This window comes from Carboxylicivirga marina (genome assembly GCF_016612505.1).
In the GTDB taxonomy this organism is placed as follows: domain Bacteria; phylum Bacteroidota; class Bacteroidia; order Bacteroidales; family Marinilabiliaceae; genus Carboxylicivirga; species Carboxylicivirga marina.
In genome coordinates this window covers 81,332-106,672 of sequence record NZ_JAENRR010000013.1, presented here as the reverse complement: position 1 = coordinate 106,672, position 25,341 = coordinate 81,332, and the positions used below count along the sequence as shown (strand labels likewise).

Sequence of the window (25,341 nt, the reverse complement as noted above, 5' to 3'; positions counted from 1 at the left end):
TATAGTTAAAGGACAGCAAAAATAATAAGTATTCTTACGCATCACTGAGAAAAGCTTGTCAGAATCTGATTTTATTTCTTTTGCTAGATAACGGGGTGTCAGCTTTGGGTCAAGGAGATGTCTTCATCGGATCAACCTCGCTAACAGCGAAGTTGATCCGATGAAGGTACGAAGGAGTTACGGAGTCGTATGGAAGAGGTTTCACCTGGATTTTTAACAAAAAAAATCGAATAAATCACTTTAAACAAAGCTTTCCAATCCTTAAGCCATTATCTTTGCGACATGCAAATAAGCAACGATGATATCCTCTATCAGGATGAATGTATGATAGCCGTTAATAAACCTGTGGATTTACCTGTTCATAAAAATGATTTTATGCCTGCAGATGCCGAATACCTTACCAAACAGGTAGGGCAATTGATTAACCAATCGGTTTATCCGGTGCATCGGCTCGATTCAAAAACATCGGGGGTTATCGTATTGGCTTTGTCGCGAGAGGTGGCTAATAACTTAGCTAAGCAATTTGAGCAAAGGCAGGTAAAGAAAACTTATTTGATCGTGTCAAAGGGCATCCCGGGAGAAGGGGTGTTTGATAAAGAGGTACTCATCAAGAAAAAGAAAAAGCGACAAAAGGCAAAAACAGCCTACAAAACCATTTCATCGATTGATACTGGTATTTGCTATAAACAAGATGAGAATGTATCCATTAGTTTGGTTAAGGCCACGCCCGAGACAGGTCGTTGGCATCAGTTGCGTCAGCATTTTGCAATGAATCGCACCGATATATTAGGCGATACACAGCATGGCGACTGGACCTTGAATAAAATAATGACAGAGCTGACGGGTGTTAAGCGTCTGCTGCTGCACGCCACTTCCCTTGAGCTGGTGCATCCTGAAAGTGGACAAAAAATAAACCTCGAAGCAAAGATGCCCGAGGCTTTTAATATTGTTCTTAATCAACTTTCGGGGCTTGAATACTCTTTGACTTAGCAATTTTCTTACTGCTCAGCGGTGGCTTGTATTCGTCAAAACCCTGACCATAAACAGCCATTACATTGGCCACCGAAACAAAGGCGTCTGGATCCGTTTCTTTGATGATTTGAAACACCATGTGCGATTCAGATTTTTTAACGATGGTGATGATAAATTCACGGTCATCAGGATGATAGTATCCACGTCCTTTTAAGAAGCTTAATCCGCGATTAATTTGTGCTGAGAGCTTATGCGCTATTTCCTTCGGCTTTTGTGAAATAATGAGTACCTGAACCGATTGGCGCGAACCAGTTAATAGCATGTCGGCAATGTACGACATGAGTCCAACCACCACAAAACCATACACCATTGTTTCCAATGATTTAAATACAAAAATCGAGGAACTGATGATAATAACATCTAAAAACATCATGATACGACCCGGACTGATGTTGTGATTTTTGTTAATGATCATGGCTACTATTTCAGTGCCACCTGTACTTCCTCCCTGAACGAATAATATACCAATGCTGGCGCCCACCATGCCACCACCAATAATGGCTGCCATAAATTTCTCAGTGACAATAGGCTCTGTAATAAAATAGGGGAAAACGGTGATGAATAAGGATAAAGTAACCAGTGAATAAATGGTTTTAAAACCAAAGCCTTTACCCAGAATTTTCATCGATAAAAGGATGAGAACGCCATTAATCACCAGGTTGGTAGGGCCAACCGGTAAATCAAAAACAAAATATAACAGCGACGAAAGTCCCATTACACCACCACCCACAATATTGGACGGGATAATAAAGCCAGTCCAGCCAACAGCACTCACCATCAATCCAAGTGTGATGATCGCGTAGCTCTTTACCTCTTTTAAAAGTTCTGTTTTAGTCATTATTTTAAGCCATTAAAAAAGGTGCCTGTTACTACAAGCACCTTTTTTATTATCAATATAATAGTTGTTGTTATAGTGCTTTTTTGTAACAGCGTTTTCTTTTGTGTTGTATATGATCAAATGATTTCCACATTTGTATGGCAACATGATTGTTTTCCAGCATGCCGGTAGTTTCCACTTTTTTAACACCGTCTTCGTTGGCTGTTTTCCACAGGTCATTCATCAGTAACGAAACAACACCCATTTTTTGAAGCTCTGGCTTAACACCCGTAAGTAATAAATCCATTTCTTTGGGTTTCTTAAGGGCGTTCATGAGGTGCCACCAGCCAAATGGTAATAGTCTACCCTTTGCTTTCTGCATGGCTTTTGATAATGACGGTAAAGCAATAATGAAACCAGCCAGTTCATCTTCTTTATCCAATATCATTTTCACATAACGGGGGTTAAGCGTTGGGAAAAACTTATTGATGTAGAATTGAACCAACTTTTCGGGCAACTTGAATGTGCCAAATAGCTCAGCAAAAGCTTTGTTGAATAGAGCAAAGATTTTTTCCTTATACGGTTCGAGCTCCTTACTTGTGTTAAAGTTCAAGGTCTTCAGGCTATAACGCTTGGTTAACATAGCGGCTACCTTATACGCTTTTTCTGGTAATTCATCCGGGAAGGTAATACGGAATTCGAGCCAGTCAATTTCCTTCTCGTAACCATAATCATCAAAGTGCTTTTGATAGTAGGCCATGTGATAATCCGAAGCTACCGAAGGCAACCAATCGTGCCCTTCAATCAAACAGCCCTGATGGTCGAGGTTTGAGAAGCCCAAGGGGCCTTGCATCTCTACCATGCCTTGCTCTTTAAACCAATTTTCAACGGTGCTGAAGAGCAATTGACTCACTTCTTTATCGTCAATGAACTCGGGGCGGGTAAAGCGGCCAATGTTCTCACCTTTCTTTTCAATCCAAAGTGAGTTGATGATGCCACCAATACGGCCCACACATTTGCCATTTTGATAAGCCACCCAAAGTTTAACCTTACAAAACTCAAATGCCGGGTTTTTTTCCGGAATAAGCGCATGTAGCTCATCCTTCTTCATTGGCGGCACCCAATTTTTCTCTTTTTTATAAAGCCTGTATGGCAGATTAACAAAATCGTTAAGCGTTTTGCCGTCAATTACCTCTTTTATGACAATGCTCATTTTAAAGATAGTTTTGTTTCAGCCGCGAAGTTAATATATTAATTTCGGTTATTGCTGATAAAAATCTATAATAGAAATGACACTTTTCTGTTTTAGAGCATACATTGTGTATTTTTGTGTATGAACAGATTTTTTTCAAAGAAAATATTAGCATCGTTTTGGGCCATTAATATATATGTGGCTGTTCTTATATTTGTACTTACACGCATTGGTTTAGCGCATCCTGGATTGGTAGAAAGTATTTATTCATCAGGTTTATATCCATTTATTTCTAGATTCTTATCGCTTGTTAGCAACGTTTTTCCCTTCTCTTTGGATGATGTTTTTTATGCCTCATTATTTATTTTCATGTTGCTAGGTATTGTGTTGGTATTCATAAGGACAATAAAATGGCTTGTTTTTTTGAAGCGTATTGTGTTATTGCTGGTAATCGTGTATAGCAGTTTTAATGTGTTTTGGGGCTTTAATTATTACCGCGAAGACTTAACAACTCGCTTGCAACTACCAACAGCAAAAGCTAATGTTGATGAATTACTGGAAGCATTTAGGTGGTTAGTTGAGCAAACGAATAACTCTTATGTGCCAGTTTATAGTCTTGATAAGGTGGAAGTCTACAAAGCTATAAAAGTACAATACATTCACCAAAGTGAGTTTCTCAAGATAGATACGCTCTTGTTGAAAACAAATCCGAAGTCGATTACATTGAGTTCTTTGTTTGCTGCTGCTACTATTTCGGGCTATTATGGGCCGTTTTTTAGCGAAGTACATATTAATAAATACATTTTACCATTGGATTATCCACATGTGTTGGCTCATGAGATGGCACATAAACTTGGTGTGAGCAGTGAGGCTGAGGCAAATTTTTATGCCTGGCTGGTTTGTTCTAAATCAGAGGATAAACGTCTGGCTTATAGTGCAAACCTCTACCTGATGCAGTATTTTGTTTATGAATGCTATAAATATGAGGGATTCAAAGAGATTGTGAAAAACATAAGATACGAAGTGAGGCATGATTTTTATAAATCACATTACCATTGGATGGCTTTGATGAATCGAAATGTTGAGCTGGTAGCTACAACTGTCAATGATGCTTATCTGAAGTCAAACAATGTTGAAGAAGGTATTGAAGACTATGAGGGTGTGGTGAAATATGTGATGGACTATCTACAGTCAGAGTATATTGGTCGATAGTTTAAAAGCTCTTTGATAAAAGCCTTTTAATTATTGATAAAGGTTTGAATGAATTAGATGTAGCTGTTTATTTTTGTTGTGAATAAAAAATGGACGAAAATGAGACAACCAGAAATCATCAACTACAGCGGTCGACGAATTTTTTTTATGGACTTTAACGGATTGCGGGAAGTTCAAGAGATAGAAGATTTAATTAAGCAGAGTAAGGATTACATTAGAATGCAGCCCGAAAAATCGGTGATATCGTTATCGAATATACAGGGAATGCACTTTAATGCTGAGATTAAAAATATATTCTCAGAGTTCATTAGTGGCAACAAACCTTATGTAAGTCATGGCGCTGTTGTTGGTATCTCAGGCTTACAGCGAATCGTTTACAACGGTATTATGAAGATTACGGGACGCGATTTACGTTCGTTCGAAACACTTGATTTAGCTAAAGAATGGTTGGTTTCAAAGAATTGATTTCGGAATTCAAATAGCATATTTTAAAAGGAGAAGAGGATCGAATATCCTCTTTTTTGGTTCTGTATGGATTAGAGTGGGTAAGCCCAAGAATTACCCTATGGCCTTGGCTGGTGAGCCATAAAACAAGGTTGTATTTGACGTTTAAGAATCGTTTTCTGTTCGAACGAAGTGAGTTTAAACGATTCCAGTCATTCAACCGTAGTTTTATGAGCTTAAGCAGGCGTAGCCAAAGATTTTTTTGCTTGCGTTTTTTCATCATGGAAAAAATGAAGTCGGGGTTTGGGGTTGAAAACCCCAGAATGATAGTAAGAATATTACCCACTAAATATCATATTGAGCCTCTTTTTTTTGTGTTAAGAATTTACTTATGCTAAAAAAAAGTAACATCTTTGCTGCATTAAAACTACTCTCAAGGGAAATGCTTAACACACGATTTATACTATTAGTACTCGGACTACTCCTGGTGGTTGAGGGTGTATTTATGCTTTTGTCAGCTGGTGTTGCAATGTTATATGGAGAGTATGATATGCCGTATCATTTGATATCAGCAGCTGTGTGTATTGCGTTAGGAGGCACAGTAGGCCTGTCGTTGCGCAAAGCTCCCAAGGACATAGGTAAGCGCGAAGGTTACCTGATTGTGGCTTCTGTCTGGATTGTGTTCTCATTTTTTGGCTTACTACCTTTTTGGTTAAGTGGCGCCATTCCTTCGTATACCGATGCCTTTTTTGAAACTATCTCGGGCTTTACTACAACTGGTAGTAGTATATTAAATGATATTGAAGCCTTGCCGCATGGTTTATTATTTTGGCGTAGTTTGATTCAATGGTTAGGCGGTATGGGAATCATTGTTCTGTCTTTGGCCATTTTGCCGGTTTTGGGAGTAGGTGGTATGCAGATGTTTATTGCTGAGGTACCCGGACCAGCACCTGATAAGTTGCATCCGCGAATTACAGAAACGGCCAAGCGCCTGTATGGTATATATGTCTTGTTCACCTTTGTAGAGGCAATTTTACTCATCTTTGGTGGTATGACACCTTTTGATGCTATTTGTCATTCGTTTACAACAATGGCAACGGGTGGTTATTCGACCAAGCAAGCCAGTGTGGCTTATTTTGCTTCTCCCTACATCCAGTATGTTATCATCCTCTTTATGTTTATTGCAGGAGCGAATTTTACCTTGTCATTCAGTGCTTTGCGTGGTAAGGTTAAAAAGGTAATTAAGGATGAAGAGTTCCAGGCTTATGCAGGTATTATCATTGGGGTGAGTACCTTGGTGGCAGTGGTGCTTTATTTTACCGAAGGAACATTGGGCATTGAAAAAGCATGGCGTGATGGTTTATTTCAAGTAGTGTCTATAATTACCACAACAGGATATGCCACAGCCGACTATTTAATGTGGGTTCCGTTTTTGAGTATCGTTATATTCTTACTAATGTTTACCGGCGGGTCAGCGGGTTCAACAGGTGGAGGTATTAAAATTGTGCGGATTGTTCTGTTAATGAAAAACTCATTTTTTGAGCTGAAGCGATTGGTACATCCCAATGCGGTAATACCTGTACGATACAATACGCGAGCTGTCAACCCAAGTATTATTACTAACGTGTTAGCCTTTATTGTTATTTACATGATGACCGTTGGTCTGGCCATGATTATTATGAGTATTATGGGCTACGACCTGGATACGGCGCTTGGTGCGGTGGCAACATCCATTGGTAATATTGGTCCTGGATTGGGTGAAGTGGGCCCTGCACTTAATTTCTACGAAGTACCAAACTTCGGAAAATGGTTCTTGTCATTTCTAATGTTAATCGGTCGTTTAGAGCTGTTTACTGTTATATTATTGTTCTCGCCGTATTTTTGGAAAGAGTAGTTATTTCAATCATTTATTTATTCCTTTTTTAGACCTTTTGGTATTGTTAAATGTACCAAACTCAGGCCATTCTTAGGCCTTGGGAAGTGCAATTAACCTATATTTCTTCTTCAATCTTCATTGACGGGTTGAGATAGGCTGGGTTGACATTGTACTGCTAACTTATGATATTTGAATTGAAAGGGTGCTTATTGCCAGATGCTAAAATGTATTGAGTGAACATCTTTTCGTACTTCCTTGTCTTAATAATAGTTAGGCTATTATTGATGAGCTTTCCATTACTTGTTATGTAACAATAAATCAGGAGTGAGATGAATAAATTCGGGCTATATATAAAAATAACGGCAGCACTCCACCTTATGAGTTTTGTACTCTTATCTTCCGTTTATGGTGATAACCTGGTGGGGAACGGCAATTTTGAAGACCATGTAACAGAAGACTTGCGCGTGTTTGACGGCCCCTGGCGCAGTAATAAAATTCAGTGGGAGAAAGATGGGACGGGTACAGCGATTGCCAGTGAAGAGGCTGCCTATGAAGGTGTTTATGGCTTCTTTTTTAAGCGCGATGCCAGTGATCAGCAACAGAATAATATAACAGTTTGGCAGGATATGCCTGCAGAGGCCGGAAAGACCTACACCTTTAGCTTTATGGCTCAATTGCAGAATACGGAAGAAAATGTTCTGCGTTTTGCTGTCAAAAAAATGGTTGATGATGCTCCGGTTGATGTGTTTTTATGGGAGCCTGATACTTTGATTGTTGACGAGTATACGAGCTGGAATAAGTACGAGGGTAACATTACTATACCCGATAATGCCTCAGGGGTGCGTCTGATATTATTCCGCAATCCGGGTGGAGACTCCTGTTTTGTCGATAATGTATCGTTGCTGGAGTATGTTCCTGAAACTGAAACCGGGCTGGTTGGAAATGGTCATTTCGAAGATAATGTAACAGAGGATCTGCGGGTGTTTGATGGACCCTGGCGTAATAATAAAATTCAATGGGAGAAAGATGGGACGGGTACAGCGATTGCCAGTGAAGAGGCTGCCTATGAAGGTGTTTATGGCTTCTTTTTTAAGCGCGATGCCAGTGATCAGCAACAGAATAATATAACAGTTTGGCAGGATATGCCTGCAGAGGCCGGAAAGACCTACACCTTTAGCTTTATGGCTCAATTGCAGAATACGGAAGAAAATGTTCTGCGTTTTGCTGTCAAAAAAATGGTTGATGATGCTCCGGTTGATGTGTTTTTGTGGGAGCCTGATACTTTGATTGTTGACGAGTATACGAGCTGGAATAAGTACGAGGGTAACATTACCATACCCGATAATGCCTCAGGGGTGCGTCTGATATTATTCCGCAATCCGGGTGGAGACTCCTGTTTTGTCGATAATGTATCGTTGCTGGAGTATGTTCCTGAAACTGAAACCGGGCTGGTTGGAAATGGTCATTTCGAAGATAATGTAACAGAGGATCTGCGGGTGTTTGATGGACCCTGGCGTAATAATAAAATTCAATGGGAGAAAGATGGCGCAGGAACAGCTATCGCCAGTGAGGACGCTGCCTATGAAGGTGCCTATGGATTCTTTTTTAAGCGCGACGCCAGTGAAGAGCAAAAGAATAGTATAACCGTTTGGCAGGATATACCAGTTGAAGCCGGAGAGACATATACCTTTAGTTTTATGGCTCAATTGCAGAATACAGCAGACAATGTGCTGCGCTTTGGTGTCAAAAAAATGGTTGATGGTGCTCCGGTTGATGTCTTTTTATGGGACTTGGATACATTGGAAGTTGATGAATATATCAATTGGAATAAATACGAAGGCAATATAACGATACCTGATAATGCTTCTGGTGTACGATTGACATTTTTTCGAAACCCGGGAGGAGATTCATGTTTTATCGATAATGTATCATTAAATATTTTAGACAAAGAGCCGCAAGCTTATTATGTGAGTAGCTCTGAAGGAAATGATAGCAATGATGGATTATCGCCGCAAACGGCCTGGCAAAGTCTTGAAAAGGTAAATCAGTCCTTTTTTGTACCTGGTGATTCCATTCTTTTTAAAACCGATGATGAATTTATAGGTCAGTTGAGGGTTAACAACTCAGGAAAGCCCGGTCAGAAAATTGTAATCTCAAAGTATGGTGAGGGTGATAAGCCGCATTTAAATGGCTCTGGAGCTGAGGGTGGTGACTTTGCTGATGTTATTTATGTTGAAAATCAGTCTTATATTGAAATTAGTAGTCTGCAAATAAGTAACAACCGCTTTGTGCCAAGGGCAGATAATAAAGACACCCGAAGTTATGGTGTGCATGTAAGGGTTAACGGACCAGAATCTCAAACGCATTTTCGGATAAAAGATCTCACCATCATGGATATCTATCCGGTAACGAATGAAGGAGTAGATTTTCAGTATGTTGACGTGGCCGGGGTTTATTTCTATACGACTGAAAATTGGCCAGCTAACCCTAAGCATATGAGTGATATTATTGTCGAAGATTGTTATATCACGCGAACCGGAAAGTTTGGAATTTGGGTCAAGCATAACGGTATAGTTGAAGAGGGTGTGGGTAATGATACGATCAATAAAAACATGGATATTATCATACGTAATAACCATATGTTTGAAACAGGCGGCTCGGGTATAACCGTGTCAAGGGCGTATAATTGCCTTGTAGAAAATAATTTGATTGACTATTCGGGCTTTTCTGGCCCCGATGAGCGCTTGGTTGGGCGAGGAAGTGGTATTTGGTTTTACGCCACGTATAATGGGATATCGCAATATAATAGCATTTACCATCCTCGTGGTGAGAATGATTCTTATGGGCAACATATTGACTTTAAGAACAAGGATGTTATCGTTCAGTATAATTATAGCGAAGACAGCGAAGGGGGATTCATGCAAATACTTGGCGATAATATCAAGTCAACCTACCGCTTTAATGTGAGTGTTAACGATGGTTTTAGAAAAGGAGGCAGTGACAAGCTAGATGGTAATTCATTAAAAATATCCGATCATTCTGAGCCTGTCAGAGTTGTTTCAGATAGTAACTTTGTATACAACAATACAATTTTTGTTGATGCCAATATCAAGCCCGGAATATATATCGAAGGCACCAACACCATCATCTATAATAATATTTTTCAGGCGTTTGACGACGGTTCAATTGGCAGAACTACCAATATTGTTGAACGTAAGGGAGGTGGTATTTCCATATCGCATAACCTCTTCGATGGCGAGGTACATCGCTCATTCAGAAATACAGATAAGAATGGCATATTAGGCGATCCGAATCATAAAAACCCAAGAGGGTCGGGCAAGGAGCACTATGCCTTAAATGAGCCAAGTTATGCTGTATATGCCGGTTTGTCTTTTAAAGAACCTGTTTTCCCGATGGCTGGCAAAGGGATTTTTAAAGATATACCGGTCAATCCTGATGTGGATATTTTTGGTAATCCGATTGACATTGAAAATATTCGACCCAATGTTGGTGCGCAGGCAGGGAGAGATGACTATGCAGAAAATAGTAGGTCGAAGTTTTACATTGAACAAAACCCGGTGCGCGATATGGTAATGTTAAGGATCCCTGAAACACAGCTGTCAGATGAGTTTAATTTTAGGATCGTTAATCTTAGAGGTGAAGTGGTACAGGTTGTGGCATCTTATGATACCACCGACAATGTGATCAGTTTCCCGATTAATAAATCACTGCCCAATGGTATTTATCTTCTCCAGGTAAATAATGAGAAGGTTGATTATGGTGTGAAGTTTATGTTTGTTAAGTAAGTGAAGCGTATTGATGCAATGGACTGTAGCAATTAACCCGATTTTGACCTAAAATTAAGGTGTACTCGATATCATTGTCGCACAGGAAGTGCAGTATAAAAGCCCAATGCAAGGCATTGGGTAAGTTCTATGACTAATAAAACAGGCTGTAAGCCTAGCATAATATTAAGCTGCCACTTCAAAGCGAAAAAATTGTAAGATGTAATATTACCTAATGCGTTGTATTAGGCTGACTAGGATTGGTAATCAGTCAATTAGCCTAATGTTTTGCGTCGAAACTCGGGTAATTAGTATTCATTATACCTTGGGATAGGGAAGAGTCACTATTCAATACTTCTTCTCATTCGTCACTGATAAGTTTTTCTATTTTCTCCAATTTCGATAGCGGCAGGGAGTTAATGGCTGCCGTAAGGTCCAATATCTTCTCATTTCGGCGCAGTTCATTTAAGGGGTGATCTGGCTTTAAAGGAGAGCCTTCATCGGGCACCCATTCCATTAAATCGTTAGGCGTGCAGCCAAAGCATTCGCACAGGCGTTCTAGTAAATCAAGATTCAGTCGATTAACAAGGTTGTTCTTTACTTTGCTTGAGAAATTCTCTGAAAAACCGGCTTTACACAAATAAGTATAGGGGCGTTCAATGGCTTTGGCTTTAAATATGCGGGTAAAGTTGTATCTAAGCATAGTGTATGGGTTTAGTTTGGTTGTTTATTGAATAAACTTGTTTGAATTATTCGTGTAGTTGCTTCTAATGCAATTTAACTTGTTTAAAATACAATGTCAATTGTGTAAAATGGAATTATAAATCTTTAAAATGAAAAGATAATCTTATGCTCACTTATTATAATTGCTTAAAACATTGGGGTAAAAGCTTGAGATGGTGGAGGAATGCCTTGAATCGTTGGTAGTATCGCTTCTATTAGTGGGGTATTTTTTTGAGATATATGAATAGTTGTGTGAAGTGGTGGGGAAGTTGTGTAAGATGCAATATTAGTTGTGTCAAATATAAGAATTTCGTTAGGTATTGTATTTTTTATTTTGGCACTTGATGTTTGGGGGATTTCTGTATTGCTATGGTATTATTGGTTAGCCACGCGAAAGGATTCGCACGGTAGCGTGGGAAAGAATAAATAGGTTTGGTGAACAGTGATTTTGATGAAATAACTACAGCTCAATCTCCCCCTTGCCATAACGTAAGATCTCCAACTCATCACCGGTACAATCTACAATGGTAGAAGGTTCATTGTCGCCATATCCGCCGTCAATAACGATGTCCACCTGGTCGGCAAATTTCTCGTCAATTAATTCCGGGTCGGTGGTGTACTCGATGATATCGTCTTCATCCCGCACTGAGGTAGATAGAATGGGGTTGCCCAGTTCTTTTACCAGTTCGCGAATAATATTATTATCGGGCACGCGAATACCAATGGTCTTCTTATTGTTTTTGAAAAGCTTTGGTACCTTGCTGTTGGCCGGTAATATAAATGTAAAAGGACCGGGGAGGTACCTCTTCATTAGTTTAAATACATGGTTGTTTAATGGTTTGGTAAAGTCTGAGATATGACTTAAGTCGTAACAGATAAACGAGAGGTTAGCCTTTTTGAGGTTGATGTCTTTGATGCGAGCTACTTTTTCAACAGCCTTGGCGTTGTTAATATCGCAGCCAATACCATAAATGGTGTCGGTAGGGTAAATAACCAATCCGCCCCTGCGTAGTACATCTACTACTTTTCTGATTTCTTTTTCGTTCGGATTATCCGGGTATATTTTAACTAACATGCTAACTGATCGTTTTGGCTAAAAGTAGCAAAATAAAGCCAGTAAGTATAAGACTTACTGGCTTTTGTTGTTTAAAGTGTAGGTTGACTAATTATTTGGAACCGTAACATCGCCTACTGGTACATCAATAACCAGGAACATCTCTTCTCCTTGATCATCTAATCCCTGATAGAATTTAAACGTGTAAGTTTCTTCCTGCAACACATGCAGTGGTATAACAAAATTAGCAACGGAGGTATTTGTCGTACAACTAACGCCGTCATCTACATGAGCGAGAGGGTAGATGATCCTGGTTGTTCCTTCGTAGAAATAATCATATTGGTTGTAATAATAATAGCAGCTATTGGGTAATTCGATGGTACCCGTGATTTTATAAATTTCACCATATGTGAAACTATCAGGAAGATTGACTGTTTTGACACCTATATTTTCCAGGTGGTATTCGTGATCGTTGTTGTCATCATCGTCGTCACAGCCAAATGCCAAAAAGGCGACCAAAAAAAGAGCGATTAAATATTTCATAACAATAAAGTTTAATGATTATTAATTGATTAACTCAGATTCAACTGTATTCGTTTTAGCTTAATTTACTTCAATTCTTAAAAAAAGAACAGAGTTAAAGGATAAAAAGTTCAGTTTTGAAAGTGGCGGGCATAAAAAAAGGTTCTGTTAAAACTAACAGAACCTTTTTGAGTGGGGAGAGCAGGATTCGAACCTGCGAAGACATAAGTCAACGGAGTTACAGTCCGTCCCAGTTGGCCGCTTTGGTATCTCCCCAACGATTATTCAATAAAAAAGCCATCCTGTTAAGAATGGCTTTGAGCGAAAGACGGGGCTCAAACCCGCGACCCTCAGCTTGGAAGGCTGATGCTCTATCAACTGAGCTACTTTCGCAATAAAAAAATATTGAAGTAATGAGAGCCTGTGGAGGGACTCGAACCCCCGACCTGCTGATTACAAATCAGCTGCTCTAGCCAGCTGAGCTACACAGGCAATTTGGTGGGGAGAGCAGGATTCGAACCTGCGAAGACATAAGTCAACGGAGTTACAGTCCGTCCCAGTTGGCCGCTTTGGTATCTCCCCATCAATTACTTTCAATATTTTTAATTCTTTCTAAAAACCCTTTGGTCTTTAGAGCCTGTGGAGGGACTCGAACCCCCGACCTGCTGATTACAAATCAGCTGCTCTAGCCAGCTGAGCTACACAGGCGGGTGGGTAAGCTACCCATATCGCACTGCTACAACCGTCTACCCTTGCTGCCGCCAGGCCCTGGGGGAGTTCAACAGGAGCTAGTCGTATGGGACTTACCCGTGTTTATTTCTTGATTGCGGATGCAAAAGTAGGGCAATTTTTTATCCTTGCAAATTTTCAAGTGCACTTTTTTTATTTTCCTTATCTAAAGTGGTGATAATGAAAAACAAAATTTTTAAATATTTTTTGAAATGGCCAGGCAGAAGAAAATATTGAGGTATTCTGCGAGTTTAAAAGGATATTTGTATTTTAGAAGGCGATAACTAAAAACTAAATCATGGAAATTAAAAAAACTTCACTGGCTAATCACGCCATGACCTATGGCCTTTATCTTGGTATTGTATCGATTGTATTAACTGTTGCCCTATTTATGACTGATTTATTTTTAAATCAAGCCGTAGGAATGGGGCTGATTCTGGTTTCTATAGGATTACTTTGCTGGGTTTTTCTAGATTTTAGAAAGAAGCATAACGGTGGTTATATGACATTTGCAGAGGGTTTTAAGCTAGGTTTATTGGTCAATATCATATCGGGAGTTATAGCTGCGGTTTTTAAAGCGATTTATGTGGCCTTTATTGATCCGTCAATTGTGCAGAAGACTGTTGATTTTGCCATTGAAGAAGCCTATAAGCAACAGGGTGATATGCCTGATGAAGCCGTTGAAATTGTCGAGAAAATGTATGGGTTTATAGCCGGACCAACGGGGTCATTAATTATTGGAATAGTATCAGCACTTATATTTGGCGCTATTATTTCACTTATCTTAGCCGCTATATTTAAAAAGGAGCAATCAATGTTTGATCGTTCTGAAATAATGGAAGAAGCAGAATAAAGATGGATTTATCAATCGTCGTTCCTTTATTAAACGAGGAAGAGTCAATAAAAGAATTATATAAATGGATTCAGCGGGTAGTAAGCCCGCTGAATTGGTCTTATGAAGTCATATTTGTCGATGATGGCAGTACAGATGCTTCCTGGGACGAGATTGTTAAGCTAAGAAGTCAGTCGCCCGAAGTGAAAGGCATTAAGTTTCGCCGTAATTATGGGAAATCGGCTGGCTTGTATTGTGGTTTTGAAGCAGCAAAGGGCGATGTGGTGATTACCATGGATGCCGATTTACAGGATAGCCCAGAAGAAATACCAGAGTTGGTACGGATGGTGCGCGAAGAAAACTACGACATTGTCAGTGGTTGGAAGAAAAAGCGCTTCGACCCAATTGGCAAGACGCTTCCAAGTAAGCTCTTTAACCGTACGGTAAGGATGGTGTCGGGCATTAAGTTGCATGACTTCAATTGTGGGCTGAAGGCTTATAAAAAAGAAGTGATAAAAAACATTGAGGTGTATGGCGAGATGCATCGTTATATACCCTTAATTGCCAAGCAAGCGGGTTTTGAACTTATTGGCGAAAAGGTTGTTCAGCATCAGGAACGTAAGTATGGCGTATCTAAATTTGGTATTGAGCGCACCATAAAAGGGTTTCTTGATTTATTGTCAGTCACTTTTATTTCTAAGTTTGGAAAGCGACCAATGCATTTGTTTGGTGCCCTGGGTACTTTAATGTTTATGGTGGGTTTTTTCTCGGCCTTGTGGCTTGGAATTAGTAAGCTGCTATCGGTTTATTATTACCATGCATCAGCCAGGTTAGTGACTGATAGTCCTTATTTTTACATTGCATTGGTAAGTATGGTTATTGGAACACAACTGTTTTTGGCTGGGTTTTTGGCTGAACTGGTGTCTCGCAATGGTTCTGAGCGTAATCAATATCATATATCTGAAAAGCTTGACTAGTGGCATTTTACAGCGAAATAGTAGAGGCATACGATGCCATTTTTCCATTTAATGAGAAGCAATTGCAGTTCGTTGAAACAGCTTGTGGTCAGTTGGCATCAAAGGTGGTGCTTGACATGGGCTGTGGCACAGGAGCGCTATCCATAGCCATGGCGCGTCGTAGCGCTAAAGTAAGAGCCTTTGATTACGACGCAGACATGTTAGGTAAAGCGGAAGAGAAGCGTCCTGCTGCCCTTGATATTGTGTTTAGACAAGGCGATATGCGTCTGGTTGATGCTTACTTTATGCCCACAACATTTGATGTGGCTTTGTGTTTTGGAAATACATTGGTGCATTTACAAACACTCGAAGAAGTAGAGCAGACCATTGAAGCTGTTTCAGGCCGCTTAAAACAAGATGGACGGTTTTTACTTCAAATCGTAAATTATGATCGAGTCATTGCTGATGATGTAAAGAGTCTGCCTACACTTAATTCTGAGCCCTATACTTTTATTCGAAACTATATTCACCGCAGCGATGGTAAGGTCGATTTTGAAACGATTTTGAACAAGGGAAAACAGTCGATTAAGAATTCAGTTCCTTTGTTGATGATCAGGCAAGAGGAATTGGATAATATTTTGCGGAAGTATTTTACGAAAGTGGAGTATTTTGGTGGTTTTGACCGTTCTCAGTGGTCGCCTTCGTCGTTTCACTTGGTGGTAGAAGCTACGAAATAACCTTCACTAAGCCGGCTGCTTTTTTATCAATGGGAAATGTAAATTCCTCGGCCTTGAGTTGCTTAATAGGGACCCATCGGAATGATTGGGCATGATCTATTGCCGGGATGTTATGGCGTTTGTTGCTTATTACAATTTTATCGATATCGTCGGATGAAACCAGGTAATAGATGCTGATTAGTTGCATATTCTTAAACGATATGGTGGGTTGAAAATAGTCAGTAGTATAAAAATGGCTCTTTATCTCAATATCGATATTGAGCTCCTCTTTAAATTCCCGCTTTAGACAGTCAATAGTGCCTTCGCCATACTCCAGTCCACCTCCCGGAAATTTAGTCATAAACATATCCAGTCGGTATTCATCTGTTACTAATAACCTGAGTTCGACGTAAAATTTTGAACTCAGAACGCTTACTAATAGTGAGTTTCAAGTGTGGATTGGCGAAAGAATAGCGGGCTGTTTTGAGTCGATTACACGAAGAAAATTGCTGTTGGTAAGTGGAATTGCTACGCTTTGAATAAAAACTGTTCTACAGCGTCAAATTTTATCACAATAGTTTACTATTCTTCTAAAATTATTCCTTGTATATCAGCTTTTTATTGCAATCTGAGTTTTAAAATTTAAATCGAACTCAGGTAAATGCCTCTTGTTGTTGGTTGATGAGCAGGCCGTATACGCGAATATTGAATTGATGAGTAGGAGCCATGGAATATAAAAACACCGGGCCATTAAGTTTGTAAACCGCGAGCAAGGATTTGCTACTGACCCGGTGGGTTAAAATTAATCTAATTGATTATTTACAAATTTAATGATTTCATCGGTTTGCGACGGATGAAACCAATTAATTTCTTTATCGCGCCTGAACCACGATAGTTGCCTTTTGGCGTAGCGACGCGAATTACGTTTGATGAGTTCAATGGCGGTGTCGGCATCGTACTCACCATCCCAATGGGCAAATATTTCTTTGTAGCCTACTGTGTTTAATGCATTGGTGTCTTTCAGATGATAAAAAGCTTTGGCTTCTTCAAATAGGCCTTCTTTCACCATTATATCTACCCGTTGATTAATGCGCTGATACAAGGTTTCGCGATCCATGTCAAGACCCACCTTCACTATGTTGAAGGGGCGTTTTTTAGCGGCGTTTTTACGAAGTGAACTATAGGGTTTACCTGTCATTAAGCACACTTCAACAGCGTGCATCACACGTTTATGGTTTTTTAAATCCACCTGATCGTAAAACTCAGGATCGAGCATTTTAAGCTGACGCCTCACGGCTTCCAGGCCTTCCTTGTGGTGCATGTCCATAACATGCTGGCGTAGCTCCGGATCAATGGTTGGTAGCTCATCGATGCCTTTGCATACAGCATCAACATACATCATAGAGCCACCTGTCATAAGCACCTGCTTGTGTTCTTTGAAGAGTTTATCCTCTAAAAGTTTTAGTACGTCTTGTTCAAATTCGTAAGCGTTGTAATAATCGTTAACCGAATGGGTGGCAACCATATGGTGCTGGACCCTCGATAGCTGATCTGGGGTAGGGGCTGCCGTTCCAATCTTTAATTCTTTAAAGATCTGCCGGCTATCTGAAGAAATTATATCGGTATTATAGTGTTGAGCCAGAAATAGGCACAATTCAGTTTTACCTATCCCCGTTGGTCCGATTAGAACAATAAGTGTATGATTCATTCTGTTTTTAATATTGATCGGCTATGTCGTCAAAGTTAACGTCGCGATCTAAATCATCCAATTCATTAAATTTCATTGAATCAAGTGAACCGTCGAATTCATCTTCAAAATCATCGAACCTTTCTTTTTTGATGTCTCCGCTTAGATCACCAATCATAATTTGTTCAGGTGCCTTGCCCTCATTTCGATAGCAATTAGGCTTTTCAAGTTTTCCTTTTGCTATTTGAATCACCTCCATGAAAAAGGCTCGTTCGGAAAAGAAATCAAAGACGTATAAGAGTCGTTGCCCTGTCTCGTACAAAAAGTCAGACAAAAGGGTGTCTTGCATGGTTTTTAGTAGATTTGACCCGCTATCTGCCATGTCAAACAAGGTGATTTCCATCTCTTTATTCCACTCACTGTCGGTTGTGAAAAAAGAGGCCATTTGGGTGGCATCATAACTTAATACCTCTTGGATATAATTATGGAGATCTGCAAATGTGAGCGTATCATCAATTGCCAATTCTTTGACAAATTCTTCAGCCTCATGGGAGAGAATACGTAAATAAATAATCATTGCGCCTGTTTTTGGTTGCTCGGGTCAGATCTGCAAAAGTATGAAAAATAACACGCAAGTAATACGTAATGTTATTCAAAAGGTTTAAACATTGACAAATATAGATTTGTTAGTAAGTTGTAATCCCTAAAAATGTTAATATGGAACGCATTATTTTTTTATTAATAGGCCTAGTAATTGGTGCAGTTGTCACCGTTGTTTTTGTAAGAAGTCAAGCATCAAAAATGATGTTAGTCGAGAGTGTTAGTCGCTATGGATTTGAAGAAACAATCGATAAATTACAGTTGTCGATCGATGATTTAGGCTGGAAAACGCCTCATGTTCATGATTTGCAAGCAACCATGAAAAAGTTCTCGTATGATGTGAAAAAGGTGAAAGTGATGGAAGTTTGTAAACCGGATATTGCTCAAATGATTCTATCAAAAGATGATGAGCGAATTGCATCAACCATGATGCCTTGTCGTATTTCGGTTTACGAAAAAAGTGATGGTAAGGTGTATGTAGCCCGCATGAATAGTATTAAGATGGGCGGATTGCTTGGTGGTGTGATTAAAGAAGCTATGGGAGTAGCCGGTCAGGAGAGTGAGGAGATTATTAGTTCAGTAGTTCAGTAAGTATTATTATTATTATTAAGAATTTAAGAATGTATAAAGGAATTGTTTTAATTGCCATCTTAGTAGGGCTCGTAGCTTGCGGTTCGCCAAAAACGAAGCAAGTGGAAGAAGTGAAGAAGTCAACTGTGCAAGCCGATCATCCCGGTAAAATTATTTATAAGCGCCACTGCTTAGCGTGTCATCAGGGCAATGCAGGTGGTATACCTAAAATGTACCCACCATTGGCCAACAATAAAGTCATTTCAGGAGATAAGGCGCCTTTGATTAAGATTATGCTAGAAGGTATGAGTGGTGAAATTGAGGTAAATGGTGAAATATATAATGGAGTAATGGCCAGTTATAAAAATCTGCCTGATAAAGATATTGCAGCAGTTTTAAATTACTTACGATCGGGTTTTGGTAATTCGGGTGAGGAGATATCTGCAGCTGAGGTAAAAGCATTGCGATAGTAGGTGTTGAGTAATAAATATTTATTTTTACCGGTCTAAATTGTGAATTGAAACCAAAATGGATAGCAATAAAAAGGGTTTTATCACCCGCTCCTTACATACTGATTTTCCAAAAGAAGATGCCTATAATGCTTTGCATATGCCAGTTTACGATGGTGTGGCATATGAATTTGATAATGCCGAAGATATTGCAGAAACCTTCGCTGGAAAGAAGTTTGCACATGCTTATTCACGTACATCCAATCCAACAGTTGAATATTTTGAGAAGAAGCTATTGTCTGTGACAGGTGCTTATTCGGCAATTGCATTGGCTTCGGGTATGGCCGCCATATCAAATGTACTCTTAAGTATGGTAGAGCAGGGCGGTAATATCGTGACTTCAAATCAACTTTTTGGCCATTCGTACGCATTGCTCAAACAAACATTACCATCTCTGGGGCTTGAGGTGCGTTTTGTAGATATGTTGGATGTTAAATCTGTGGAGGCAGCGACGGATGATAAAACGCGCGTTTATTTCTTCGAGACCATCACCAATCCTCAATTAGAAGTCGTTGATTTAACGCAGTTGAGTCAGTTGGCCAAGTCAAAGGGCGTGGCCATTGTGTGTGATAGTACCATTACCCCACCTTATGTATTTGATTCAAAAAAGTTTGGTGTTGATGTAGAGGTGATGTCTACCACCAAGTTTATATCAGGCGGTGCTGCTGCTTTTGGCGGAGTTGTGCTTGATAATGGAAGTTTTGATTATTCAAAATTGCCGGCGCTGGAAGAGTGGGCTCCTAAATTTGGTAAGGATGCGTTAATGGCACGTATCCGTAAGGAAATATTCAGACATCTGGGTGGAACCATGACAGCTCATACGGCTCATTTTATGAACCTGGGTCTGGATATTATGCCCTTGCGTATTGAGCGTTGTGCAGATAACTGCAAGAAGCTTGCTAGGTATTTTGAAAAGCACGACCGGATTGCTGACTACAATTATCCTGGTGTGGAAGGGAAGAAGGGTTTTGTTTTATCAGAGAAACAGTTTTCGGGTAAGCCAGGCGCTGTTATGACATTTGATTTAGAATCTAAGGAAGCTTGTTATCGCTTTTATAATCGAATAAAAGTCATGCGTAAGGCTACGAATTTGAATGATAATAAAACCCTTGTAATTCATCCTGAGTCGACTATCTATGCTGAATTCTCAGATGCAGAAAAGAAAGATATGGGGGTGCGTGAAACAATGATGCGACTATCAGTTGGCATTGAAGAAGTAGAGGATTTAATTTCTGATTTTGAGCAGGCATTGCAATTTTAATCATATGCAGAAGATTTTAGGACTAGGGGTTTGCGTACTGTTATTGACAAGTATCACTATGCGGGCTCAGGAGGTGGAGAAGCAGGATACTCTTGATAATGGCTTTGTTGAGCAGGCGGCAGGTATGGTGGAAGGTTTGATTGATATGGTCACCTTTGAAAAAGGACGCAGCACTTTATCCTTTTACCCTATGGCTGGTTATTCTCCTCGTACAGGTTTTGAAATTGGTGTGATGCCAGTGTGGCGTATTAAGCCACGAAATGCAGAAGAATGTGAGTTTTACCGACCAACGACTTTTGCGCCATCTCTTAAGTTTTCAACAAAAGGCATGTATGAGGTGGAATTTGATGCACTGGCCTTTACTTCTAAAAGATGGATGTTTATCTCAAAATTTCAGTATCTGTTTTTGCCCGATGAGTTCTATGGGATTGGTAATCAGCAAAAAGAACCTCCATTTTCGCAATTTGATATTAATCGATTTGCGTTTAAGAGTGATATTCTCAAGGGGTTAAATGAGAGTTGGTTTGTTGGTTTGCGACTGGATTTTAACTATGATGAGTTTTCAAATGTTGAAGGCGAATTACTCAACCCCGATGTATTGGGTTATGAAGGAGGATGGGCCAATGGTATTGGTCCGGGGCTCGCATTTGATAGTCGAAATGATCTTCTGTATCCTTCCCGTGGGTGGTTTGTTATATTCTCAGCAGCTGCCTATGATAATTTTATTGGCAGTGACTACCGTTTTACAAGTTCCAGTATAGATGTTCGTAAGTTTATTTCATTAAAAGGAGAAGAGTCAATCCTTGGCTTTCAAACAGTCATTAACGCTACAACGGGTGATGTGCCTTTTTATAAATTATCGTCCATAGGGGGTAAGCGTATGTTGCGTGGTATTGCCCATCCATATCGTTACATGGATAAGCATTCGTGGTTTGCACAGGCCGAATGGCGTAAACATATTTGGTGGCGTCTGGGAGGCGTTGTTTTTGCCGGAACAGGAAAGGTATCGCCAGAGTTCTTTCAATCACCATTTAGTAATCTGCATGTGGTGTCAGGTGCCGGTGTTCGCTTTAAAGTACTACCCGATGAAGGTCTGAATTTCAGAATAGACTTCGGTATCTCTAATCATGGCGACAATGGTGTTTATTTTACTATCCGCGAAGCTTTTTAAACTTTTTCCCACTAAATCAATTCTATTAAGGCTATAATAATAGTAGGAATACTAGGTGTTTGCTGAAAAATATTTGTCAGCATAGGTGGCTGGTTATCAGTATTTATGGTTAAATCATATAATAAATATAGGATTAAAAAGTATTTTATTCTTTGGACATGTTATTTAACTGATTGATATTTGCTAACAATTAAAGTAAAATAGTAGGATATGTTTCCAAAGAAGGTTCATTACGGTTTACGATTTTTATTGGCTTTGTCAGGTGTGGCTGAAGGAAGTCATTTAGGTGTGGCTGAAATTGCTGAGCGGGAAAGTTTATCAGTTAAGTTTCTTGAGGCTATTGCAGTGGCGCTTCGTAAAAAGGAGATTGTAAATGTTAGAAGAGGAGCCGGTGGTGGCTACAGCTTAGCTAAGCCATTAAAGGAGATAAGCTTGTTTGAAGTAGTGACGGTGTTGGATGAAAAACTAGACAAGGAGATTATAGCTGAGGGTAATAATACTGAAAAAGCTGTTGGTCGTTTTTTAGTCAGTGTACGCAACGATTATGGGCGCTTATTAAGAAGAGTCACCCTTGAAAAGCTTCAAAACTACTATTCAGAAGAGAATGAAAGAATAATGTATTACATATAAACCATAAAACCATGAGTAAGATTGCACAAAATGTAACGGAACTAATCGGTAAAACGCCTTTAGTAAAAGTCAACCGTTTAACCAATGGGGCTCAGGCTGAAGTTGTTGCTAAATTGGAATTTTTTAACCCAGCCAGTTCGGTAAAAGATCGAATTGCCTATTCAATGATCAGTGATGCCGAGCAAAAAGGATTGTTAGATGCAGAAACCGTTATTGTTGAACCAACCAGTGGAAATACAGGAGTAGGCCTGGCTTTTGTGGCCGCTGTAAAAGGTTATCGACTCATATTGACAATGCCTGAGAGTATGAGTATTGAGCGTCGCAAGTTGTTGGTTAAATTTGGTGCTGAATTGGTGCTGACACCAGCCGAAAAGGGGATGAAAGGAGCCATTGAAAAAGCCGAAAATATCGCCAGTGAACTGCCAAAGTCATTTGTGCCACAACAGTTCAATAATGCTGCTAATCCGGCTATCCATCGTTGCACTACAGCAGAAGAAATTTGGGATGATACCAATGGTGAGGTTGATATTTTTGTTGCAGGTATCGGAACCGGTGGAACAATTACAGGTGTTGGTGAGGTTCTTAAGGAAAGAAAACCTGATGTTAAGATTGTGGCTGTTGAACCGGAAGCATCACCTGTTTTATCTGGAGGACAGCCAGGACCTCACAAAATACAGGGTATTGGTGCAGGGTTTGTACCTGGGGTTCTGAATACAGATGTCTTTGATGAAGTGGTAAAGGTATCCAATGAAGCAGCCATTGAAACAGCTCATAAGGCCGCTAAACAAGAAGGTATATTGTGTGGTTATTCATCGGGCGCAGCATTGTATGCAGCCATTGAGGTGGCTAAACGTTCTGAGAATAAAGGGAAGCGCGTTGTAGTTGTTTTACCGGATACTGGTGAGCGTTACCTAAGTAGCTTTAATATCGATTAAGGTACATACTTTTTACTTAGATATTTTATTGAATTGATGATGTCGAAAGGTGGTTTCAGGCCGCTTTTCGAACTAGTCACTAACACCCTAAAAAGTCTGCGATGTTGTCTTTAAAATCTACTTTTCTTCGCTCAATATTACGAATGCCCTGTTGGGCTTAACTAACTTCATGTGCCAATGTTATATTGGTATTACAACCGGATGTTCATCTGGTTTAACACTCTTTTTAAAAATTTTCATTGTAGTAGATAAGCTACAAGGTGTTGTGTTACTTTTAAATACGATGTAAAATGTCACATCTTAATAATACTGAAGTATTGTCAGAAGTGCTATTGGGTGAAGCGAATCAACTGGTGCAAAAGCTAAGCAAAGAACAATTAATTTGGTTAGGAGGTTACCTGTCAGGTGCAGGGTTAAATGCCCTAAAAATAGCAGCTGATACGCCCAAAGAGATAGCTAATGCTGAAGTCGGCTTAAATGGCTCTTCCAAGGTACAAACCTTAAAAGTGTTGGTTGGTTCTCATTCCGGAAACGGAAAGGGTATTGCTAAAAAAATACAGGCTTTAGCCAAATCTAATAATCAGAAGGTGGAACTGATTAACATGTCTGATTACAAAGCCCGGCAATTAAAGAGTGAAGACAATATTCTTTTTATTGTGTCTACTCACGGTGAAGGAGAACCACCTGCTGAAGCGGAGGAATTATTTCGTTTTCTCGGGAGTAAACGAGCTGGTGATTTGTCACATTTAAATTATGCCATAATTGCATTAGGCGATAGTTCCTATAAGTTATTTTGCCAGACAGGACTCGATTTTCATGAACGCTTGCAAACGCATGGGGCAAAACCAGTTTTGGAGCCCTACCTATTAGATGTTGATTTCAAAGAGCATATTGACCGCATCATTAATGAGATCTTTCAGGGCATGGGAAGCAGTCATGTTGATAAAGCACCACGTGTCAATGCTGAGGTGCTTGCTTCAAAGGAGATATTCAGGGCTGAGTTGGTGGAAAAGGTATTGTTAAATGGTCGTGGTTCAAATAAAGAAACGTATCATGTCGAATTAGATATTGAAGGTTCAGGTTTTAGCTATCAGCCTGGTGATTCCATCGAAGTATATGCTGTCAATGATGAATTATTGGTCACTGCAATTATCAAGCATCTAAGTTTTGTAGGCGATGAGTTGGTGAATTATAAAGAACAGAAAGTGTCGGTAAAGGACTTGCTGTTGCATCACAAAGAAATAACGCTTGTGACCATGCCGGTTTTAACAAATCTGTCTGCTTTTGTGGATGAGCCCGATTTAAATCGTTTACTCGATAATCGCGATGAACTGGCTAATTTTCTTGAAGGCAGTGATTTGCTTGATGTATTAAGCGAATTTGCATTTAACCTTAGTCCGCAGAATTTGGCTGATACTTTACGCTCATTGCCACCTAGGGCCTATTCTATTGCTTCTTCACAAGCCGAAGTTGGTGATGAGGTTCACTTAACGATAGGAGCAGTTCGTTATTTTAAAAATAGTCGTCAACACCAGGGTGTTTGTTCCACATTCCTAATTGATAGGGTGGCTATAGGTGATAAGGTTGCTGTTAAAATCAAGCCAAATGAAGGTTTTAGACTTCCGTCTGATAAAAAGGATATCCTGTTAATAGGCGCAGGTACCGGCATTGCTCCTTATCGTTCATTTATTCAGGAACGGGTAGCAAATAATGGCACAGGCAGAAACTGGTTGTTTTTTGGTGATCAGCATTTCGAAACTGATTTCTTATACCAGAGTGAGTGGTTGAAATATCGAAGCAAAAACGAAATCACAAGAATGGATGTAGCTTTTTCACGAGATCAGGATGAAAAAATATATGTGCAACATCGTCTTTTAGAAAAGGCCGATGACATTTATCAATGGCTCAAAGATGGCGCTACGGTATATGTATGTGGTGATCGAAAAAAAATGGCCAAAGATGTACAGAAAGCTTTTGTTGAGATACTGGTTCAACAAGGAGGCTTAAGTTCAGAGCAAGCTGAGAAACAGCTTTTAAAGTATCGCAAAACAGGTCGTTATCAAGAGGATGTTTATTAACCAAACAGAA

The 25,341-nt window shown here is 39.7% G+C and carries 23 protein-coding genes and 5 tRNA genes; 15 read left to right on the top strand and 13 right to left on the bottom strand.

Annotated elements, in window-relative coordinates; all coding sequences use genetic code 11:
* Positions 1-282 precede the first annotated feature (282 nt).
* The gene (locus JIV24_RS07720; RefSeq protein ID WP_200464447.1) at positions 283-990 is read left to right on the top strand and encodes a pseudouridine synthase; all 708 of its coding nucleotides are present in this window, start codon (positions 283-285) and stop codon (positions 988-990) included.
* On the opposite strand, the gene JIV24_RS07715 is transcribed toward JIV24_RS07720, so the two are convergent.
* Positions 953-1,870: a YitT family protein gene (locus tag JIV24_RS07715; protein WP_200464446.1), complete on the bottom strand. Its 918-nt coding sequence runs from the start codon at positions 1,868-1,870 to the stop codon at positions 953-955. The two genes, JIV24_RS07720 and JIV24_RS07715, sit on opposite strands and share 38 nt — an antisense overlap.
* Before the next feature lie 70 nt (positions 1,871-1,940).
* A complete protein-coding gene (locus tag JIV24_RS07710; protein ID WP_200464445.1) occupies positions 1,941-3,062 on the bottom strand; it encodes a GNAT family N-acetyltransferase in 1,122 nt (373 codons plus the stop codon).
* Positions 3,063-3,182: 120 nt separating this feature from the next.
* Between JIV24_RS07710 and JIV24_RS07705 the strand changes: the two genes are divergently transcribed.
* The 4 genes from JIV24_RS07705 to JIV24_RS07690 all read left to right on the top strand — a co-directional run bounded on the left by JIV24_RS07705 (position 3,183) and on the right by JIV24_RS07690 (position 10,379).
* On the top strand, positions 3,183-4,253 hold the full coding sequence (locus tag JIV24_RS07705) for a DUF3810 domain-containing protein (protein WP_200464444.1): 1,071 nt from the start codon (positions 3,183-3,185) through the stop codon (positions 4,251-4,253).
* A 99-nt stretch (positions 4,254-4,352) separates the two neighbouring features.
* Positions 4,353-4,718 carry a hypothetical protein gene (locus JIV24_RS07700; RefSeq protein WP_200464443.1) on the top strand — a complete coding sequence of 122 codons (366 nt, stop codon included), beginning with the start codon at positions 4,353-4,355 and terminating at the stop codon, positions 4,716-4,718.
* Positions 4,719-5,088: 370 nt separating this feature from the next.
* Complete coding sequence (locus JIV24_RS07695; protein ID WP_234445747.1) at positions 5,089-6,591, top strand: TrkH family potassium uptake protein; 1,503 nt, start codon at positions 5,089-5,091, stop codon at positions 6,589-6,591.
* Positions 6,592-6,902: 311 nt separating this feature from the next.
* Positions 6,903-10,379: a carbohydrate binding domain-containing protein gene (locus tag JIV24_RS07690; protein WP_200464442.1), complete on the top strand. Its 3,477-nt coding sequence runs from the start codon at positions 6,903-6,905 to the stop codon at positions 10,377-10,379.
* Between the two features lie 340 nt (positions 10,380-10,719).
* Here the strand turns inward: JIV24_RS07690 and JIV24_RS07685 are convergent, their stop codons facing one another.
* The 8 genes from JIV24_RS07685 to JIV24_RS07650 all read right to left on the bottom strand — a co-directional run bounded on the left by JIV24_RS07685 (position 10,720) and on the right by JIV24_RS07650 (position 13,365).
* A complete protein-coding gene (locus tag JIV24_RS07685; RefSeq protein ID WP_200464441.1) occupies positions 10,720-11,061 on the bottom strand; it encodes a helix-turn-helix domain-containing protein in 342 nt (113 codons plus the stop codon).
* A 480-nt stretch (positions 11,062-11,541) separates the two neighbouring features.
* Positions 11,542-12,156 (bottom strand): L-threonylcarbamoyladenylate synthase, encoded by a 615-nt coding sequence (locus JIV24_RS07680; protein WP_200464440.1) that lies wholly within the window; start codon positions 12,154-12,156, stop codon positions 11,542-11,544.
* Positions 12,157-12,243: 87 nt separating this feature from the next.
* On the bottom strand, positions 12,244-12,678 hold the full coding sequence (locus tag JIV24_RS07675; protein WP_200464439.1) for a hypothetical protein: 435 nt from the start codon (positions 12,676-12,678) through the stop codon (positions 12,244-12,246).
* Positions 12,679-12,850: 172 nt separating this feature from the next.
* Positions 12,851-12,933: transfer RNA gene (locus JIV24_RS07670), tRNA-Tyr, on the bottom strand.
* A 44-nt stretch (positions 12,934-12,977) separates the two neighbouring features.
* A tRNA-Gly gene (locus JIV24_RS07665) sits at positions 12,978-13,050 on the bottom strand.
* Between the two features lie 25 nt (positions 13,051-13,075).
* Positions 13,076-13,149, bottom strand: a tRNA-Thr gene (locus JIV24_RS07660).
* Between the two features lie 4 nt (positions 13,150-13,153).
* Positions 13,154-13,239 (bottom strand) — tRNA-Tyr (locus JIV24_RS07655).
* Positions 13,240-13,291: 52 nt separating this feature from the next.
* Positions 13,292-13,365, bottom strand: a tRNA-Thr gene (locus JIV24_RS07650).
* A 319-nt stretch (positions 13,366-13,684) separates the two neighbouring features.
* Here JIV24_RS07650 and JIV24_RS07640 point away from each other — a divergent pair.
* From JIV24_RS07640 to JIV24_RS07630, 3 genes are read left to right on the top strand one after another with little or no spacing between them, the layout of a single operon-like run.
* Positions 13,685-14,239: a DUF4199 domain-containing protein gene (locus JIV24_RS07640; protein WP_200464438.1), complete on the top strand. Its 555-nt coding sequence runs from the start codon at positions 13,685-13,687 to the stop codon at positions 14,237-14,239.
* A 2-nt stretch (positions 14,240-14,241) separates the two neighbouring features.
* Positions 14,242-15,195, top strand: coding sequence for a glycosyltransferase family 2 protein (locus JIV24_RS07635; protein ID WP_200464437.1), 954 nt, complete (start codon positions 14,242-14,244; stop codon positions 15,193-15,195).
* Entirely contained in the window at positions 15,195-15,911 is a 717-nt protein-coding gene (locus tag JIV24_RS07630; protein WP_200464436.1) for a class I SAM-dependent methyltransferase, read from the top strand. Before JIV24_RS07635 ends, JIV24_RS07630 begins: the two co-directional genes overlap by 1 nt.
* On the opposite strand, the gene JIV24_RS07625 is transcribed toward JIV24_RS07630, so the two are convergent.
* The 3 genes from JIV24_RS07625 to JIV24_RS07615 form a co-directional block, all read right to left on the bottom strand.
* Positions 15,901-16,257, bottom strand: coding sequence for an NUDIX domain-containing protein (locus tag JIV24_RS07625; RefSeq protein ID WP_200464435.1), 357 nt, complete (start codon positions 16,255-16,257; stop codon positions 15,901-15,903). The genes JIV24_RS07630 and JIV24_RS07625 overlap by 11 nt on opposite strands.
* A 435-nt stretch (positions 16,258-16,692) precedes the next feature.
* On the bottom strand, positions 16,693-17,598 hold the full coding sequence (miaA, locus tag JIV24_RS07620; RefSeq protein WP_200464434.1) for a tRNA (adenosine(37)-N6)-dimethylallyltransferase MiaA: 906 nt from the start codon (positions 17,596-17,598) through the stop codon (positions 16,693-16,695).
* A 7-nt stretch (positions 17,599-17,605) separates the two neighbouring features.
* The gene (locus JIV24_RS07615) at positions 17,606-18,154 is read right to left on the bottom strand and encodes an IS1096 element passenger TnpR family protein (protein WP_200464433.1); all 549 of its coding nucleotides are present in this window, start codon (positions 18,152-18,154) and stop codon (positions 17,606-17,608) included.
* Between the two features lie 140 nt (positions 18,155-18,294).
* Here JIV24_RS07615 and JIV24_RS07610 point away from each other — a divergent pair, with 140 nt between their 5' ends.
* The 7 genes from JIV24_RS07610 (at position 18,295) to JIV24_RS07580 (ending at position 25,331) form a co-directional block, all read left to right on the top strand.
* Positions 18,295-18,768 carry a DUF302 domain-containing protein gene (locus JIV24_RS07610; protein ID WP_200464432.1) on the top strand — a complete coding sequence of 158 codons (474 nt, stop codon included), beginning with the start codon at positions 18,295-18,297 and terminating at the stop codon, positions 18,766-18,768.
* A gap of 29 nt (positions 18,769-18,797) precedes the next feature.
* Positions 18,798-19,217 carry a c-type cytochrome gene (locus tag JIV24_RS07605; RefSeq protein ID WP_200464431.1) on the top strand — a complete coding sequence of 140 codons (420 nt, stop codon included), beginning with the start codon at positions 18,798-18,800 and terminating at the stop codon, positions 19,215-19,217.
* Positions 19,218-19,275: 58 nt separating this feature from the next.
* Positions 19,276-20,517, top strand: coding sequence for an aminotransferase class V-fold PLP-dependent enzyme (locus JIV24_RS07600; RefSeq protein WP_200464430.1), 1,242 nt, complete (start codon positions 19,276-19,278; stop codon positions 20,515-20,517).
* A 4-nt stretch (positions 20,518-20,521) separates the two neighbouring features.
* On the top strand, positions 20,522-21,688 hold the full coding sequence (locus tag JIV24_RS07595) for a BamA/TamA family outer membrane protein (protein ID WP_200464429.1): 1,167 nt from the start codon (positions 20,522-20,524) through the stop codon (positions 21,686-21,688).
* Positions 21,689-21,898: 210 nt separating this feature from the next.
* Positions 21,899-22,318 (top strand): RrF2 family transcriptional regulator, encoded by a 420-nt coding sequence (locus JIV24_RS07590; protein WP_200464428.1) that lies wholly within the window; start codon positions 21,899-21,901, stop codon positions 22,316-22,318.
* Between the two features lie 11 nt (positions 22,319-22,329).
* Positions 22,330-23,253 carry a cysteine synthase A gene (gene cysK / locus JIV24_RS07585; protein ID WP_200464427.1) on the top strand — a complete coding sequence of 308 codons (924 nt, stop codon included), beginning with the start codon at positions 22,330-22,332 and terminating at the stop codon, positions 23,251-23,253.
* A gap of 290 nt (positions 23,254-23,543) precedes the next feature.
* The gene (locus JIV24_RS07580; RefSeq protein ID WP_200464426.1) at positions 23,544-25,331 is read left to right on the top strand and encodes a diflavin oxidoreductase; all 1,788 of its coding nucleotides are present in this window, start codon (positions 23,544-23,546) and stop codon (positions 25,329-25,331) included.
* Positions 25,332-25,341: the final 10 nt, after the last annotated feature.